The organism is Azospirillum sp. Marseille-Q6669, assembly GCF_965111635.1.
In genome coordinates this window covers 315,778-332,597 of sequence record NZ_CBCOOP010000001.1, presented here as the reverse complement: position 1 = coordinate 332,597, position 16,820 = coordinate 315,778, and the positions used below count along the sequence as shown (strand labels likewise).

Below are 16,820 nucleotides of genomic sequence, written 5' to 3'. Positions count from 1 at the left end.
GGCGGATTAAGCTGCGATCAGGCCGCCGGCCCGAGGATCTGGCAGGAGCCGATGGGAAGAAGCGCCGTCACCACGCTGCCCGGAGCGAAGCTTTGCGCGGGCGGAATGAAGGCGCGCAGCGTCCGCCCGCCCCCGAGATCCACCAGCACGTCGCGGTACTCGCCCAGATAGGCGGAACGCTGGACCGTGCCGGACAGCAGGTTGCAGCCCTCGGCGGGCAACCCCTTTTCCTCCGCGCCGAACAGCCGGACCTGGGAGGGGCGCACGCACAGCGACACCGTTCCGCCGGGCGCCGCGCCGCTGCGGTCGGGCGCGGTCAGCACATGGCTGCCGACGCGGATGGCGCCGTTGCCCTCGCTGGTCCCGGCCAGCTCGTTGTTGGCGCCGATGAAGGTGGCGACGAAGGCGTTGGACGGCCGCTCGAAGATCTCCTCCGGCGAGCCGAGCTGCTGGAGATGGCCCGACTTCATGACGGCGATGCGGTCGGCGGTGACCAGCGCCTCCGACTGGTCGTGAGTGACGTAGACGGTGGTCAGCCCCAGCAGGTCGTGGACCTGCCGGATCTCGAACCGCATTTCCTCGCGCAGATGGGCGTCGAGGTTGGACAGCGGCTCGTCGAGCAGGAGGATGCGCGGCTCCACCGCCAGCGCGCGGGCCAGCGCCACGCGCTGCTGCTGGCCGCCCGACAGTTCCGACGGGTAGCGGTCGCGCAGCGCCTCCAGCCGGACGGTGCGCAGCGTGCGGTCCAGCCGCTCGGCGATCTCCGCCTTGGGCAGGCGGCGGATGGCGAGGCCGAAGGCGACGTTCTCCGCCACCGTCTTGTGCGGCCACACCGCGTAGTTCTGGAAGACCAGGGAGATGCCACGCTTCTCCGGCGGCAGCACCCCACGCGCCGAGGACAGCAGCACGTCGTCGGCCCAGATCTCACCCTCCGTCGGCGCCTCGAACCCGGCGAGGAGCTGGAGCGTGGTGGACTTGCCGCAACCCGACGGGCCGAGCAGGGCCAGCAGCGTACCGTTGGGGACCTGAAGGTCGATGCCGTGCAGCGCGGTGTAGGTGCCGAAGGACTTGCGGAGGTTCTTGATGCGTATCCCGCTCATGTGGGGAGAACTCCTTCCGCCGGGGCGGTTTTACGACCGGATTTGCGAGACGTGCGGCGCACGGTGGTCAGGCGCGTCAGGGGACCGGCGGCGGCCACCAGCGCCAGCGTGATGAGGAGGAGAAGGACGCTCATGGCGCAGACGGCCTCGTAATTGCCGCCGTCCTTGGCGTTGTAGATCAGCGTGGTCATCACGTTTGTCTTGGGCGTGATGAGGAAAACGGCCACCGACAGCTCGCGGATGATCGGGATGAAGACCAGAAACCAGCCCGACAGCAGCCCGCCGCCCATCAGCGGGATGGTGATGGACAGGAAGGTCCGCCCCTCCCCCGCGCCCAGGCTGCGGGCGGCGCGCTCCAGCTCCGGCCCGATGCCCTTCAGGATCGACCCGCCATGGGCGTAGGCGATGGGCAGGAAGGTCGCCGCGAAGGCCGCCACCAGCAGCAGCGGCGTGCCGTAGAGGTTCAGCGGCGCCCGCGTGTAGGCGGCGAAGAAGCCGACCGACATGACGATGCCGGGGATGATGATGGGAACGGTCGTGACCGCGCCGAACAGGCTGGCGCCGAACACCAACCGCCGCTCCACGATGTAGGCGACCACGGTGCCGAGCATCACGCACAGGGTCGCAGCGAGCGTCGAGAACAGCAGCGAGTTGACGATGGCGGTGTGCGTCTCCGAATTGCCGAACAGCGCCCACCAGTACCAGTGCAGCGACAGGTTCTCCCACGACAGGCCCTGGCCCCAGGCGCGGGTCAGCGACACCAGAAGCAGCGCCGCGTAGGGCAGGAACACCGAGACCAGCGGCAGCAGCAGGGCGGCGCCGAAGGCCGGCCAGCGGGCGGCGCCCAGCGCGATCCGCCGCCCCGCCCGGCTCTTGCCGGAGATGGTGACGAACTGCTTGCGGCCCAGGATGCGGCGGCGCATCCAGAACAGCATGGCGGTGACCAGCAGCAGCGGCATGCAGTAGGCGGCCGCCATGTAGATTTCCGGCGGGAAGAGCTGGTAGAACTCGGCAAGCTTGGTCGTGACCACCGGGATGCCGGTCGGCGTCAGCAGGAAGGCCGGAACGCCGAACAGCGTCAGCCCCTGGATGAAGGACAGGATGAAGCTGGCGATCACCGCCGGGGTGACCAGCGGGATGGTGATGCTGAGCATGGTGCGCAGCGTGCCGGAGCCCAGCGTGGCGGCGGCGTCCTCAAGCTCCACGGCCATCTCGTCGAGCGCGCTCGACACCATGGTGAAGCTGTAGGGGACGGTGTAGATGCCGCAGATGAAGATCGCCCCGGTCATCGAGTAGATATTCAGCAGCGGCCCCGCCTCCGCCCCGGCGAGCGAGCGCCACAGCGTGTTCAGCCAGCCGGAGTTGGGGGCCGCCAGCAGAATCCAGCCGGTCGCCCCGATGAAGGACGGGGTGACGAAGGCGGTCAGCGTCAGCACACGGATGGTGCGGCGGAACGGCAGGTCGGTCCGCGACACCAGCCAAGCCAGCGGCACGCCGATGCCGACGGCGATCACCGCAGTCGCCACGGCGAGGACCAGCGAATTGAACAGCGGTTCCAGAAGCTCCGCCGACTGGAATATCCGCGCGTAGTTGCCGAGCGTCCATGCGCCGGTCAGGTCGTCGTGGAAACTGTTGTTGAGAACCCAGCCGAAGGGCAGGACCACCAGCAGGAAGAGAAGAAGGGCGACGGCGCCGAAGACCACGGTCCTGGCGAGCGGCACGCGGGCCATCACCGGCCGCGCGGTCGCCGCGGCTGCGCTGTCTGGGCTGTCCGTTGAAATGACCCCCATAGGGTCCGCCTCCATTGTCCATACTATCCCTCGCCCCTCCGGGGAGAGGGTGCCCGCAAAGCGGGCGGGTGAGGGGGTTGCGCTTTTGCCGAACGTACCGACATGTGCAACCCCTCACCCTAACCCTCTCCTCAAGGGGAGAGGGAATCCGGCATCAGCGCACCAGTTCCTTCCACTTGGCGATGCCTTCCGCGACCTCCGGGCCGAGGTCGTCGCCGGTGTTGCGGTACCATTTCAACTGGTCCAGCGACCGCCCCTCCGCCCAGGGCACGTCCTTGCGCAGCGTCGGCCAGTAGTTCTTCTGGAGGATCATCGACACCTCCGTGGAATAGAGGAAGTTGGTGAACAGCCGGGCGGCGTTCGGGTGCGGGGCCTTCGCCAGGATGCCGGTGACGCCCAGGTTCAGAATGGCGTCGTCGGACGGCGCCACCACGTCGATGGGGTTGCCGGCGGCCTTCTGGGTCAGCGTGTAGCTGAAGGGGGCGCCGGAGCCGACGACGCGCTCACCGGCCAGGATGTCGGTCACGGTGTCGACGTTGGACTGGCCGACCTTCGGCTTCTGCTTGCCGAAGGCGCGCAGGAAGTCGTCGCCGTACTTGCGGCGGATGGCGACCACCCAGTTCGCCACGTCGCCGGAGAAGGCCGGGCTGCCGGTGGTGATCTTGCCCTGCCACTGGTCCTCCAGCAGCGCCTGCCAGCTCGGCGGCGGGGACTGCACCTTGCCCGGCGCGTAGTTGATGCTGGTCAGGCTGATGGCGCCGACATGGAACATCTTGTCCGGGTCGAGGTTGCGGAAGGCGTCCGGAATGTGCACGCCGTCCACCGGCTCGAAGGGCGCCAGCGCACCGATCTTCTTCAACTCGGTGTAGTGCAGCATGTTGGTGGTGCCGAGGGAGTCGCACTCGTGGACGCCGCTCTGCAGCTCCATGCGCAGGCGGGTGTAGACGGTCTGCGAGGCCTGACGGAGCAGGTTGACCTCGATGCCCGGATACTTCGCCTTGAAGGCGTCGCGGATCGCCTCCATCGTCTGCTGCTCGTAGGAGCCCCAATAGAGGGTCAGGGCGCCTTCCTTCTTCGCGGCGGCGTAGAGCGGGTCGTCCGCCGCCGACGCGATGCGCGAAAAGGCGGTGCCGGCCAGCCCACCGGTCACCAGGGCGGTGCCGACGAGGCCGCCGGTCTGGAGAAGGCGGCGGCGCGAGAATTCCATCATGTTGCCAATCCCTGTCTTGTTGTTGCGGTACCGCCGTTTCGGCGTCGTTCTTCGTTCTTGAGCGGACGTCAGTAGTCGCCGGTGGTCGCCCCACCGTCGGCGACGATGGTCTGCCCGGTGACGTAGGCCGCGTCGTCGGACGCCAGGAAGGCGACGATAGCGGCGATCTCCGCCGGCTTGCCGAGGCGCCCGATGGGCGTCTTTTCCAGCCATTGCGAGCGCACCGCGTCGGGCACGCCCTCCACGATGGCGGTCTCCACGACCCCCGGAGCGACGGCGTTGACCAGGATGCCGCGGCGCGCCCCTTCCAGGGCGGCGGTGCGGGTCAGCCCGACCACCCCGGCCTTGGAGGCGGAGTAGTTGGCCTGCCCGAAGGTCCCCAGGATCGCCGTGGAGGCGATGTTGACGATGCGGCCCCAGCCGCGGTCGCCGACCAGCCGGAACGCGGTCTGGCAGCCCAGCCACGTGCCGCGCAAGTTCACGTCGATGACGGCGCTCCATTCCGCGTCGGTCATCTTGGGCAGCGAGCGGTCGCGGACGATGCCGGCGACGTTGACCATGATGTCCACGCCGCGGAAGGCCTCGGGCAGGCCGGTCACGGCAGCGCCCCAGCTTTCCCGGTCGGCGACGTTCAGCGCGGTGGCGTGGGCCTGAGCCCCTTCGGCGCGCAGCGCGGTGGCGACACTCTCGGCGGCCTCCGCCCCGATGTCGGCGACGACAACCGCGGCACCCTCCGCGGCCAGCCGCTCGCAGACGGCGCGGCCGATGCCGCCGCCGCCGCCGGTGACGAAGGCGACACGGCCGGCGAGGCGGCGTGGATGGGTGGTTGAGGCACTCATGCCTGCGTCTCCTTGCGGGCGACGGAGAGCACGTCCTCGCCCTCCTGCACGGTCTCGCCGCGCTGGTTCTTCACGGTGATGGCGACGCGGACGATGCCGCGGTCCGGCTTGGAGGCGCTGGGGCGGACCTCCGCCACCTCCGCCTCGTAATGCACGGTGTCGCCGGCGAAGACCGGGCCGACGAAGCGGCGGCGCGTCTCCAGGAAGGCGAGGATCGCCCAGTCATCGATGGCGGAGCGCAGGCCGGTGCTGAGCGAGTGGGTCAGCATGCCGTGGGCGATGGTCCGCCCGAAGCCGTTGGCCTTGGCGGCCTCGGCGTCCATGTGCAGCGGGTTGAAGTCGCCGGTCAGCCCGGCGAACCAGACGATGTGCGCCTCGGTGACGGTGACGCGCGAGGAGCGCGTCCGGTCGCCCGGCTTGATGTCGTCGAGATGGATGGCGGTCATTCTATGGCACCCTCAGTCGGGAGTCCGCGGGCGGAACACAGGGAGGCTGGTGGCCTCGTCCAGTTGGTGGAAGGCCACGGCGAGCGGCATGCCGGCCCGCAGATCGGCCTCCGCCACCCCCTCGACGCGGGAGAAGACGGTGACGCCCTCCTCCAGCCGGATCAGGGCGCAGACGTAGGGATCGCCGCGCTGGTTGCCGCGATGGATGACGGAATAGGTCAGCAGCTCGCCGCGCCCGCTGGCCTCGACCCATTCCGGGCGGGCGTGCGGGGCGTGGATGGAATGCGCGCGCGGGTACCACTGGAAGCGCCCGGTCTCGGGGCAGCGCTGGATCAGGAAGCGCCCCTCGCGCGCCGCCTCCCAGAAGGGGGCGGAGGTCTCGTCCTGGACGGGCGGGATGGTCATGCTGGTCGTTGGGGCGGTCATCGGGACACCTTACCGGGCAAGGATGGCGGTGGCGGCGGAGCAGAAGGTGCCGCCCAGCCCATGGGCCAGGGCGATGCGCGCGTCGGGCACCTGGACGCCCGGTCCCTCGCCGCGCAGCTGGCGGACGCTCTCGATCAGGGTGAAGATGCCGCGCTTGCCAGGATGGTTGGATGACAGCCCGCCGCCATCGGTGTTGGTCGGCAGGCTGCCGCCCAGCGTCAGGTTGCCATCCGCGACGAAGGCGCCGCTCTCCCCCCGCCCGCAGAAGCCCAGATCCTCCAGCGCCAGCATCGGCGTGATGGTGAAGGCGTCGTAGATCTGCGCCACGTCGATCTCGCCGGGGGTCAGCCCGGCCATGGCGAAGGCGCGCGGGCCGGACAGCGCCGCCGGGGTGGTCAGGTCGTCGGGAATCTGGCTGTTCTGGGTGCGCGCCACGGCGGCCCCGTAGCCGACCAGATGGACCGGCGGCTTCCTCAGGTCGCGCGCCCGCTCCCGGCTGGTCATCACCACGGCGCCGCCGCCGTCGGTCACCACGCAGCAGTCCAGCCGGTGCAGCGGCGAGGCGATCATCGGCGAGGCCAGCACGTCGTCCACCGTGATCGGCTTGCGCAGCCGGGCGTCGGGGTTCGTCGCGGCGTGCTCGCGGAAGGTCACGGCCACCTGGGCAAGCTGTTCCGACGTGGTGCCATACAGGTCCATATGGCGACGGGCGAAAAGGCCGTAGGTCGAAATCAGCGTCGGCGCGTAGGGAATCTCGTACTGGCCGGGGCCGGCGGGGAAGACGAAGGGGTCGAAGGACGGGCTGCTCAGCGGCCACCAGCGCGGGCAGGCGGCGTAGCTGATGACCACCACCTCGGCCAGCCCGGTGGCGATGGCCGCCGCCGCCTGCCCGGCCTGGAGGATGTAGGAGCAGCCGCCGACGTCGGTGCTGTTCACGTAGGTCGGCGCGATCCCGATGTATTCGGCCAGTTCGACCACATCCATGGTGCTGCCGCCCTCGGCCCAGTCGCCGGAGGCCGCGCACAGCCCGTCCACGTCCTTCAGCGTCAGCCCGGCGTCGTCCAGCGCGCCGAGGATGCATTCCATCTGGAGGGCGAAGGGGTGGACGCGCGGCGCATCCCGGCGGGGCGATTCAAAAACGCCGGCGATGGCCGCCTTTCCCGAAAGATCGATCACGCGCGGGTTGTCCTTTCCTGGTTGTGGAAGGCCGCGCATCGCTGCCGCGACGCGCGCCGAGCGGCTTCATTGGACAGGCGATGAGAGTAAAGAGATCGCTTGCCTCGGAAATCACGAAGACTATCCGATGGCCGGCAGAGATTTCGATCAGGCCGATCCGCTCCCGGCAAGATCAAGACTACCGGACACAGTTCGTGTCACAAGCAGAAAAAACGATGCGGTCCGGTGCACGGAACGCACCAATGTCACACCCGGCGAATCCGTGGAACGGTGCCTTCCATGCACCGGATTGGGCCAAACTAAGCGATTGTTTTCCGACCGCCGTGGCGCAAGCCTTTGGGTATCGCATTCCCGCCGCCGCCCTGGACCGGACCGGTTTCCAGCCGGGCGCGCGGCCCCGCCCGGCCCGCCTGCGCGGCGTCCGGCCATCCGAAGGATCTTGCATGCTCAACACCGATACGCAACGCCGCGAAGGCCCCCTGGCCGGCGTGCGCGTGGTCGATCTCACGCACATGTTGGCCGGCCCCTACAGTACGTGGCTGCTCGGCGCGCTGGGAGCGGAGGTCATCAAGATCGAGCGTCCCGGCAAGGGCGATTTCACCCGCATCATTGCCCCCTTCAGCGAGGAGGAAAGCATTTACTTCCTCAGCGTCAACCGCAACAAGCGGAGTCTGACGCTCAACTTGAAGGAGGAAAAGGGGAAGGAGATTTTCAAGAAAATCGTCGCCACCTGCGACGTGCTGGTGGAAAACAACCGGGCCGGGGCGATGGACCGGCTGGGGCTGGGCTACAACGATCTGAAGACGGTGAACCCGCGGCTGGTCTACGCCTCGATCTCCGGCTTCGGGCAGGACGGCCCCTATCGCCATCGCCCCTGCTTCGACGTGGTGGCCCAGGCGATGTCCGGCATGATGAGCATCACCGGCGAGCCGGGCGGCGATCCCTGCCGGGTCGGCGCGTCGATCGGCGACATCGGGTCGAGCCTGTTCGCCGCCGTCGGCATCCTCGCCGCCCTGCAGAAGCGGACGGCCACCGGCGAGGGCAGCTTCATCGACGTGGCGATGCTGGATTGCCAGCTCGCCCTGATGGAGAACGCCATCGCCCGTTTCCTGAACGCCGGAGAGACGCCGCGGGCGCTGGGCAGCCGCCACCCGCTGATCGCCCCCTTCCAGGCCTTCCCCACCGCCGACAAGCCGATCGCCATCTGCGTCGACACCAACGAGCAGTGGGACCGGATGTGCCGCGCCATGGGGCTGGAGCATCTGCTGTCCGACCCGCGCTTCCCCACCGGCTCGGCCCGCAACGCCAACCATGCGGAACTGGAGCCGCTGCTGCGCGAGGTCTTCCTCACCCGCGGGCGCGACGCCTGGCTGGACGCGATGGAGGACGCCGACGTCCCGGCCAGCCCGATCAACAGCGTGCCGGACGCGCTGAACGATCCCCAGGTGGTCCACCGGAAGATGGTCGTGGAGGTGCCGGAGGGCTCGGGCAAGCGCTTCGCCGCCGTGCCGATCACCATGCCGGAGGCTCCGCTGCCCGCCGAAAGCCCGGCGCCGCGGCTGGGCGAGCACACCGACGCCATCCTGGCGGATCTGGGCTTCAGCCCCGACGAGATCGGCGCCTTCCGTCGCGACGCGGTGGTGTGATGGCCGGCGGCGCAGGGGGAGAGCGGCGGGTGGCGGGCGGCGAAGGGGCGCGTGCGGTGCTGGCGGAAATGTTTCATACTGCTGCCGGGATCACTGCCGCCGGGATCGCTCCCAGCCTCGCCCCGGCTTCCGTCCACAGCCCAAAGGTCCGCATGGCGCGCCGCCTACCGCCCCTTCTCGCGCTCCGCGCCTTCGACATCTTCGCCCGTCAGGGCACGGTGCGGGCCGCCGCCGACGAGCTGGCGGTGTCCCACACGGTGGTGTCGCGCCACATCCAGAATCTGGAACAGGCGGTGGGGGTGAAGCTGGTGGCGAAGTCGGGGCGCGGCCTGTCCCTGACCCGCGAGGGCATCCGCTACGCCGCCCAGCTCCGCCGCGCCTTCGACCTGATCGCCGACGCCAGCAACGAGCTGCGCAACGGCGGGATGGAGGCGGTGCACATCTGCTGCCTCGCCGGGCTGGCGTCGCGCTGCCTGCTCGCCCGCCTGCCCGAGCTGGAGGAGGCGCTGACCGGGCGCGAGGTGATCCTTCAGCCGACCTCGACCCGCCCCGACTTCAGCCGGGAGGAGGCCGACGCCGAGATCATGTATCTGGAGGACGGCGGCTCCGTCGCCGACGGGCTGCGCTCGGAAATGTTCGCCCGGCCGCGCATCCTCGCCATCGCCAGCCCGGAGTTCAAGGCGCGCTATCCCGACGTGCGCACGCCCGCCGACCTCGTCGGCCTGCCGCTGATCCACGAGCAGTCCACCGGCATGTGGGAAGCCTGGCTGGAGGAGGCCGGCATCGCCGACATTCCCCGGCTGCGCGGCCCCCGGCTGTGGCAGGCGCATCTGACGATCGAGGCGGCCCGGCTGGGGCGCGGCGTAGCGCTGGTCAGCGACCTGCTGGTGACCGAACCGCTGGCCAACGGCGAGCTGGTGGAGATGGTCGATAGCAACGTGACCATCGGCGGCTATTACTTCATCGCCCCGGTCCACCGCTGGAACACACCGGTCATCTCCGCCATCCGGCAATGGCTGCGCGGCGTCTTCCCGCCGGACCAGACCTCCCCCCTCTAAGGCACTTCCATGACCCAGGACCATGCCCTGCCGCCGGACATCTTGCCGTCCGACATCCTGCTGTCCGGCGTGCACACCGTCGACGAGAGTTGGATCGACCTTTACGGCCACATGAACATGGTCCGCTACGTCGCCCTGTTCGACGAGGTCGGCTACGCCCTGATGGAGCATTGGGGGCTGGGCGAGACCTACACGCGGGACGAGGGGTTCGGTCTGTTCGTGGTCGACGTGGCGGTGCATTACCGGCGGGAGCTGCGCGTCGGGACGCCTCTGCAAGTGGCCCTGCGGCTGCTCGACGCCGACGACAAGCGGCTGCTGAGCCTGCTGGAGATCCGGCGGGCCGACGACGGGACGGTCGCCGCGACCATGGAGCAGCTGTCGATCCACGTCGATCTGCGGACCCGCAAGGTGACGCCCTTCCCACCCGCCCTGGCGGAGCGCCTTCGTGCCCTGGCGGCGGTCCAATCCGCCCATCCCCTGCCGCCCCGCTACCCCCGGCGGCTGCATCTGGCGTCCAGTCCCTCTCCCGTCCCCGGAGAGGGTGCCCGCGCAGCGGGCGGGTGAGGGTCGCGCGAAGATCAAGGCGCTGATTCTCGGCGTCACCCTCACCCTTCCCACGCTTCGCGCGGGCCCCTTCCCTCTCCCGAGACGGGAGAGGGGATTTTGTATGCGGCCAAAACGGTTGCCGGTCGGCGGGACCTTCACGATATGTCCGCCATGACTCATCTGCGCATCGCGTTGCGGCTGGCTTGGCGGGACCTGCGGGGCGGCGTCGCCGGACTTTGGATCGTCGTCCTTGGCGTGGCGCTGGGGACCGCCATGATGGCCGCCGTCGGCTCGCTCAGCGGCGGCGTGCTGGAGGGTATGCGGGCCACCGCGCGCGAGGCGGTCGGCGGCGACCTCGCCCTGCGCCTGTTCCACGCCCCGGCCACGCCGGAGCAGCGGGCCGTCCTCGAAACGATGGGCTGGGTCGGCGAGACTGCGGAGCTGCGGCCCGTCGCCTCGACGGTGAGCGGCGATGCCCGCGCCCTGGTCGAACTGAAGGCGGTCGAGGGCACTTACCCGCTGGTCGGCGCCGCAACGGTCTCCGGAGCCCCGTCCCTGGCCGAGGCTCTGGCCCAACGGGACGGGCGATGGGGAGCGGCAGTGTCCGCCGACCTCCTCGACGCGCTGGCGTTGAAAGTCGGCGACCGGCTGCGGCTCGGAGTCGCCGAGGTCGCGATCCGCGCCGTGCTGCAGCATGAGCCGGACCGGGCCTTCCGCGCCTTCTCCCTCGGCCCGCGGGTCGTCATCGACCGCCGGGCGCTGGACGAGATCGGCCTCGCGGAGCCGGGGATGCCCGTCTACTGGTATTATCGCCTCCTCCTGCCGGAGACGGTCCGCTCCGACGCCGTCCTGCGCGATCTGGAGCGCCAATTTCCCGACGCGGGATGGCGGATCGTCGATGCCTCGCACGGCATTCCGGGCGTGGACCGCACCGTGCAGCTTGCCCGCGCGCTTTTCCTTCTGGGGGCGCTGTCCATCCTGCTGATCGGCGGCGTCGGCATCGGCCGGGCACTGTCGGCGCATCTCGCCCGGCGGTTGCCGGTCCTCGCGACGCTGAAGGCGCTGGGCGGCTCGCCGCGCCTACTCTTCACCGCTTTCCTGCTGCAGACGCTGGCCGTGGTCGGCGTGGCGCTGCTGATCGGCGTGACGACCGGCGCCGTCCTGGCCGCGTCGGCGGTGCGCGCGCTCCCGCTCGACTGGATGCCGGAGACGGGTGGCGTCGTCGATCCAGCAGCCTTGCTGCTGGCGGGGGCGGTCGGGCTTCTGGCGGCGCTGCTCTGCGCCGTGCCGCCGCTGGCCCGTGCCGCCGGGACCAGCCCCGCCGCGATATGGCGGGGGGCGGTGGATGGCTTGTCCCAGCCCTTGGGCTGGCGGACTCGTGGCGCCATCGCGCTTCTGGGGCTGGCGCTCGCCAGTCTTCTCGCCGCCTGGACCGGGATGCCGCTCGCGGTCGCCGGATTCCTGCTTGTCGCCGGGGTGGTCGCGGCGGGCTTCGCGCTGCTGGGACGGGGGCTTTCCTGGGTGGCCCGCCGGCTGGCGCTCGGGCGGCGACCGGTGGTCCGGCTGGCCGTCGCCAACCTCGGGCGGCCCGGCGCGCCGACGGTCCCGGTGGCCGTCGCTCTGGGCATCGGCCTGACCCTGCTGGTGGCGGTCGGCGTGGTCGGACGGTCGGCGACCGGCCATGTCGCGGCGACGCTGCCGGCGCAGACGCCCTCCGTCGTCGTCCTGAACCTTCCCCCGCCGGATGGCAATCGCTTGAGCGAACGGCTCTCCGCCCTGCCCGGCGTCGGGCGGGTCGAGACGGCGCCCTTCCTGCATGCCCGGATCAGCCGCCTCAACGGCGCCGCCATCACCGAGGCGAACGCCCCGCGCTCCGTCGGCTGGGCGGTGCGCGGCGACCGCGGCCTGTCCTGGCGCGACCGCCCGGCCCCCACCGACCGGATCGTCGCGGGGAGTTGGTGGCCCGAGGGCTATACCGGCCCGCCGCTCGCCTCGCTGGACGCGCAGGTCGCCCGCCGGTTGGGGCTGGCGGTGGGAGACAGCCTCACGCTGGCCCTGGCGAGCGGCCCACTGACCGCGACGGTCGCCAACCTCCGGCGCATCGACTGGACGCGGCTCGACCTGGATTTTCCGGTTCTCCTCTCCCCCTTCCCCAAACCGCCGCCGCACAGCCTCGTCAGCGCCGTCTGGTCCTCGCCCGAAGCGGTTCCGGCGGTTGAGGCGGCGGTGACGCAGGCAATCCCGCAAGCCCCCACGATCCGCGTGGCGGAGGTTCTGGACACGCTCGGGGCGACCGTCCAGACCGTGCGCGGGCTTCTCGACGGCCTGTCCGCCGTCGCTCTCGGCGCGGCGGTCGTGGTCCTTCTCGGCGCCATCGCCAGCAGCGCCCGGCGGCGGCTTCAGGAAATGGCGATCCTGCACGCCCTCGGAGTCGGGCGGCGTTCGATGGTCCAGGCGGTGGTGCTGGAATTCGTCCTCCTGGGCGCCGCGGTCGCCGCGGTCGCGGTTCCGCTCGGCTGGGTCGGCGGCGCGGTGGTGGTCGCCAGCCTTGCCGAGGGCGCTCCCCTGCCTGGAGGCGCTGTTCCCCTGGCCGCCTTCCTCGGCACCGTCGCCGCGATGGCGGCGGTCGGAGCCGTGCTGGTGGCTTGGCTGCCGCGACGGGACGTGATGCGGCGGCTGCGCAGCGATGCGCTGTCCGCCTGACCCACCGGCCGGTCAGGCCATTTCCGCCGCCGGGATGATCGCGTCGGTCAGCAGGGCGTTGAGAAGGCCGACATGGCCATCCGAGCGCGCCGGCCGGCCGGGGTCGGAGGTGACGACGACGGTCAGCCCCAGGCTGGGCACCAGATAGAGCATCTGCCCGCCGTAGCCGCGCGCGTAGGCGATGCGGTGCCCCTTCGCCTTGGCGAGGAACCAGCCGTACCCGTAGTCGTCGCCGGAGAAGGGAGAGCGCGTGCGCGGCACCCACGACGCCTCCACCCAGGCGGCGCTGATGACCGGATGTCCGTTCCACAGGCCGCCCTGCCGCCACAGCTCGCCGAAGCGGAAGAGGTCGAGCGGCGACAGCGCCATGTTGTTGCCGCCGAGATAGAAGCCCTGCGGGTCGCGCGTCCAGGACGGCACCTCGATCCCCAGCGGCTCGCCCAGCCAGTCCCGCGCCAGGGCCAGCAGGCTGCGCCCCGACGCGCTGGACAGCGCCGCGCCCAGCAGATGGTAGCTCCCGGTCGAATAGAGCATCCGCGCGCCGGGCTCGGTGACGAAGGGACGGCGCAGTGCGTCGGCGACCCAGTTGCGGCTGTTGATCCAGCGGCCGTAGCCCGGCCCGGAGGTCGGTTCCAGACCGGCCTGCATGGTCAGGAGGTCGGCGATGGTGATCCGCCGCACCCGCGGATCGACGCCCGCCGGAACCAGCCCCGGCGCCGCCTCGGCGAGGGTGTCATCGACGCTCCTCAGGACCCCGCGGTCGATGGCAATGCCGGCGAGCGAGGCGGCGATGGTCTTGGACACCGACTTGACGTTCACGGCGCGGCTAACCGCCGGTCCCCGAAAAGCCTCCGCCGACACCACCTCCCCATTCCGCCCGATGACCAGCGCATGGATCTGGTCGAGCGCCGCCGCCTGTTTGACCGCCCGGTCCAGCAGGACCGGATCGAACGTGGCACCGGCTGCGGGTTGGGCAGCCTGCAGCGGGCGCGTCAGGGCGCCGCCGAGGGACGCGGCAGCAACGGCGGCGGTGGCGGCAAGGACGGTGCGGCGGCCGAGACGGAATGGCGGATGCGGGTTCATCCCGGATATGTGGTCCCGCTTCCGTGCCATCCAAGATTGCCGAAGATATGCTGGTCGGACTTTGTCCCACCCAGCGCCGCACACGCCGCTTGCCTCCCCACCCCATGAGAACATATTAAGAACACACAAGCAGCGTGGGATGGGACGATGGACGACGCCTTGATCGAGAAGCTCGGCATTCTGGCCGATGCGGCGAAATACGACGCCTCCTGCGCCTCGTCCGGCGCCAAGCCGCGCAGCGGCGGCAAGGAGGGGCTGGGCTCGACGACCGGTGCCGGCATCTGCCACGCCTACACACCGGACGGGCGCTGCGTCTCGCTCCTGAAGATCCTGCTGACCAACCACTGCCTGTTCGACTGCGTCTACTGCATCAACCGGCGCTCCTCCAACGTCCGCCGCGCCCGCTTCACGGTGGAGGAGGTGGTAACGCTGACCCTCGGCTTCTACAAGCGCAACTGCATCGAGGGCCTGTTCCTGTCCTCCGGCATCATCCGCTCGCCGGACCACACGATGGAGCAGATGATGCTGGTGGCGCGGACCTTGCGGCGCGACCACGGCTTCGCCGGCTACATCCACCTGAAAACCATCCCCGAAGCCAGCCCCTGGCTGATCGAGCAGGCCGGGCTGTGGGCCGACCGCCTGTCGATCAACCTCGAACTGCCCTCCGACCACAGCCTGAAGGCCTTCGCGCCGGAGAAGAACGGCGGCACCATCAAGGCGGTGATGGGACAGGTCAACGAGCGCATCGTCGAGGCCAAGGAGGAGCGCCGCCGCTTCTCCCCCGCCGGCCAGAGCACCCAGCTGATCGTCGGCGCCGACGATGCCACCGACCGCTCGGTCCTGGAGACCAGCGGCACGCTCTATCAGCGCTACGGGCTGCGCCGCGTCTACTACTCCGCCTTCAGCCCGATCCCGGAGGCCAGCTCGGTGCTGCCGGTCAAGCCGCCGCCCCTGCAACGGGAGAACCGCCTGTATCAGGCCGATTGGCTGCTGCGCTATTACGGCTTCACGGTGGAGGAGATCGCGTCCGGCGGCGAGGGCGGGATGCTCGACCTCGGCATCGACCCGAAGCTGGCCTGGGCGCTGAAGAACCGCGAGCGCTTCCCGGTCGACGTCAACCGCGCCGACCGCGAGATGCTGCTGCGGGTGCCGGGGCTGGGCGCGCGCGCCGTCGACAAGATCCTGTCGGCGCGCCGCCACACCCGCCTGCGCATGGAGGATCTGGGGCGGCTGTCGAGCGGGCTGCGCCGCGCCCGTCCCTTCCTGATCGCCGCCGACTACCACCCCGTGGGCGGGCTGACCGACCGGCTGGACCTGCGCCAGCGCTTGGTCACACCGTCCAGCCAGTTGAGCCTGTTCTGACGATGCACACGATCACCTTGCGGGAGGGGGCGGACCTCGACGGCTTCCGCCGGGCGGTGCGCCGCCTCGCCGCCGCCCGGACGGCGCCCGACGAGGTGCTGTGGAGCGTCGGCGCGCCGTCGCTGTTCGGCGACGATGCGGCGCCCGCTTCCGAAAACGGCGCCCCGGTCCTCCTGCCCCAGGCGGTCGGACAACTGATCGAAACCGTCGTCTGCCACGGCGATCCGGAGCGCTACGCCCTGCTCCACCGGCTGGTCTGGCGGGTGCTGAATGGGGAGCGGGCTCTGCTCGACCAGCACGCCGATCCTCTGGTGCACCGGCTGGAGCGGCTTGACAAGGCGGTGCGCCGGGACATCCACAAGATGCACGCCTTCCTGCGCTTCCGCGCACTCCCCGGCCCGGACGGCGGGGAACGCTACGTCGCGTGGTTCGAGCCCGACCACCACATCGTCGAGGCCGTCGCCCCCTTCTTCGTCGAGCGCTTCGAAAGCATGGCGTGGACGATCCTGACGCCGAAGGGCTCGCTGCATTGGGACCGCCAGCGGCTGTTGACCGGCCCGCCAGCCGAGCGTCCAGATTCATTGGCAGACGACCGCTTCGCCGAGGGTTGGCAGCGCTATTACGAGAGCACCTTCAACCCGGCGCGGGTCAACCTGACGGCCATGCGGGCGGAGATGCCACGGAAATACTGGGCCAACATGCCGGAGACGGCGGCCATCCCGGCCATGGTCCGCTCCGCCCCCTCCCGCGTCCAGGCGATGCTGGAGGCGGAGGCCGTCATCCCGCGCCGCCGCATGCCCGAGAAGGCCGTGGCAGCGATGGCCCGGCAGGCCCCGGAAAGCCTCGCCGAATTGAACCGCCTGATCCAGCGCTCTGAACCGCTGGTGCCGGGCGCGACGCAGGCAGTGCTGGGCGAGGGGCCGGAGGGTGCCGCCATCGCCATCGTCGGCGAGCAGCCGGGCGACCAGGAGGACCGCGAGGGCCGCCCCTTCGTCGGCCCCGCCGGCCAATTGCTGACCGCCGCGCTGGAGGAGGCCGGCATTGACCGCAGCGGCCTCTACCTGACCAACACCGTCAAACATTTCAAATTCGTCCAGCGCGGCAAGCGGCGCATCCACCAATCCCCCACCGCAGGCGAGGTCAAGCACTACCGCTGGTGGCTGATGACGGAGCTGAGCTTCGTCCGCCCCCGCCTCGTCGTCGCGCTGGGAGGCACCGCGGCCTTGGCGCTAAGCGGCCGGCCCGTTTCGGTGCTGCGCGAGCGGGGTCCGATGGCCTTCGACGGGTGGGACGGTTTCGTCACCGTCCACCCCTCCTACCTGCTGAGGCTTCCGGGAGACGAGGAGCGACGGAGGGCGCAGGCGGAGTTCGTGGCCGACCTGCGCCGGGCCGCGGCGCTGGCGTGAGAGGGGATCGAGCCGTCTCGCGCGATCAG

14 protein-coding genes are annotated in these 16,820 nt (G+C 70.4%); 6 read left to right on the top strand and 8 right to left on the bottom strand.

Translation table 11 applies throughout. The annotated features are described in order from the left end of the window. Nucleotides 1-17: 17 nt before the first annotated feature. The 7 genes from ACWPXE_RS01395 to ACWPXE_RS01365 all read right to left on the bottom strand — a co-directional run bounded on the left by ACWPXE_RS01395 (nt 18) and on the right by ACWPXE_RS01365 (nt 6,987). Nucleotides 18-1,100, bottom strand: coding sequence for an ABC transporter ATP-binding protein (locus ACWPXE_RS01395; RefSeq protein ID WP_454016376.1), 1,083 nt, complete (start codon nt 1,098-1,100; stop codon nt 18-20). Then, complete coding sequence (locus ACWPXE_RS01390; RefSeq protein ID WP_454016375.1) at nt 1,097-2,890, bottom strand: ABC transporter permease; 1,794 nt, start codon at nt 2,888-2,890, stop codon at nt 1,097-1,099. The genes ACWPXE_RS01395 and ACWPXE_RS01390 overlap by 4 nt, the downstream gene beginning before the upstream one ends. 154 nt (nt 2,891-3,044) lie before the next feature. Beyond that, nucleotides 3,045-4,100 (bottom strand): extracellular solute-binding protein, encoded by a 1,056-nt coding sequence (locus ACWPXE_RS01385; RefSeq protein WP_454016374.1) that lies wholly within the window; start codon nt 4,098-4,100, stop codon nt 3,045-3,047. A 68-nt stretch (nt 4,101-4,168) separates the two neighbouring features. Then, nucleotides 4,169-4,939, bottom strand: a complete 771-nt coding sequence (gene fabG, locus ACWPXE_RS01380) for a 3-oxoacyl-ACP reductase FabG (RefSeq protein ID WP_454016373.1) — start codon at nt 4,937-4,939, stop codon at nt 4,169-4,171. Then, nucleotides 4,936-5,385: a MaoC family dehydratase gene (locus ACWPXE_RS01375; RefSeq protein WP_454016372.1), complete on the bottom strand. Its 450-nt coding sequence runs from the start codon at nt 5,383-5,385 to the stop codon at nt 4,936-4,938. Before ACWPXE_RS01375 ends, fabG begins: the two co-directional genes overlap by 4 nt. A gap of 12 nt (nt 5,386-5,397) precedes the next feature. Beyond that, on the bottom strand, nt 5,398-5,811 hold the full coding sequence (locus ACWPXE_RS01370; RefSeq protein WP_454016371.1) for a Zn-ribbon domain-containing OB-fold protein: 414 nt from the start codon (nt 5,809-5,811) through the stop codon (nt 5,398-5,400). A 9-nt stretch (nt 5,812-5,820) separates the two neighbouring features. Then, entirely contained in the window at nt 5,821-6,987 is a 1,167-nt protein-coding gene (locus ACWPXE_RS01365) for an acetyl-CoA acetyltransferase (RefSeq protein ID WP_454016370.1), read from the bottom strand. Nucleotides 6,988-7,430: 443 nt separating this feature from the next. On the opposite strand from ACWPXE_RS01365, the gene ACWPXE_RS01360 reads away from it, so the two are divergent. The 4 genes from ACWPXE_RS01360 to ACWPXE_RS01345 all read left to right on the top strand — a co-directional run bounded on the left by ACWPXE_RS01360 (nt 7,431) and on the right by ACWPXE_RS01345 (nt 12,940). Continuing rightward, complete coding sequence (locus tag ACWPXE_RS01360; RefSeq protein WP_454016369.1) at nt 7,431-8,633, top strand: CaiB/BaiF CoA transferase family protein; 1,203 nt, start codon at nt 7,431-7,433, stop codon at nt 8,631-8,633. Next, complete coding sequence (locus ACWPXE_RS01355; protein WP_454016368.1) at nt 8,633-9,691, top strand: LysR substrate-binding domain-containing protein; 1,059 nt, start codon at nt 8,633-8,635, stop codon at nt 9,689-9,691. Before ACWPXE_RS01360 ends, ACWPXE_RS01355 begins: the two co-directional genes overlap by 1 nt. Nucleotides 9,692-9,700: 9 nt before the next feature. After that, on the top strand, nt 9,701-10,255 hold the full coding sequence (locus tag ACWPXE_RS01350; RefSeq protein WP_454016367.1) for a thioesterase family protein: 555 nt from the start codon (nt 9,701-9,703) through the stop codon (nt 10,253-10,255). A 144-nt stretch (nt 10,256-10,399) separates the two neighbouring features. Continuing rightward, a complete protein-coding gene (locus tag ACWPXE_RS01345) occupies nt 10,400-12,940 on the top strand; it encodes an ABC transporter permease (protein WP_454016366.1) in 2,541 nt (846 codons plus the stop codon). Between the two features lie 12 nt (nt 12,941-12,952). Here ACWPXE_RS01345 and ACWPXE_RS01340 read toward each other — a convergent pair whose 3' ends face one another. Further along, nucleotides 12,953-14,023, bottom strand: coding sequence for a serine hydrolase domain-containing protein (locus ACWPXE_RS01340; RefSeq protein WP_454016365.1), 1,071 nt, complete (start codon nt 14,021-14,023; stop codon nt 12,953-12,955). Between the two features lie 147 nt (nt 14,024-14,170). Here ACWPXE_RS01340 and ACWPXE_RS01335 point away from each other — a divergent pair, with 147 nt between their 5' ends. Next, the gene (locus tag ACWPXE_RS01335) at nt 14,171-15,385 is read left to right on the top strand and encodes a putative DNA modification/repair radical SAM protein (protein ID WP_454016364.1); all 1,215 of its coding nucleotides are present in this window, start codon (nt 14,171-14,173) and stop codon (nt 15,383-15,385) included. A 2-nt stretch (nt 15,386-15,387) separates the two neighbouring features. Further along, nucleotides 15,388-16,791: a UdgX family uracil-DNA binding protein gene (locus ACWPXE_RS01330; protein WP_454016363.1), complete on the top strand. Its 1,404-nt coding sequence runs from the start codon at nt 15,388-15,390 to the stop codon at nt 16,789-16,791. Nucleotides 16,792-16,820 lie beyond the last annotated feature (29 nt).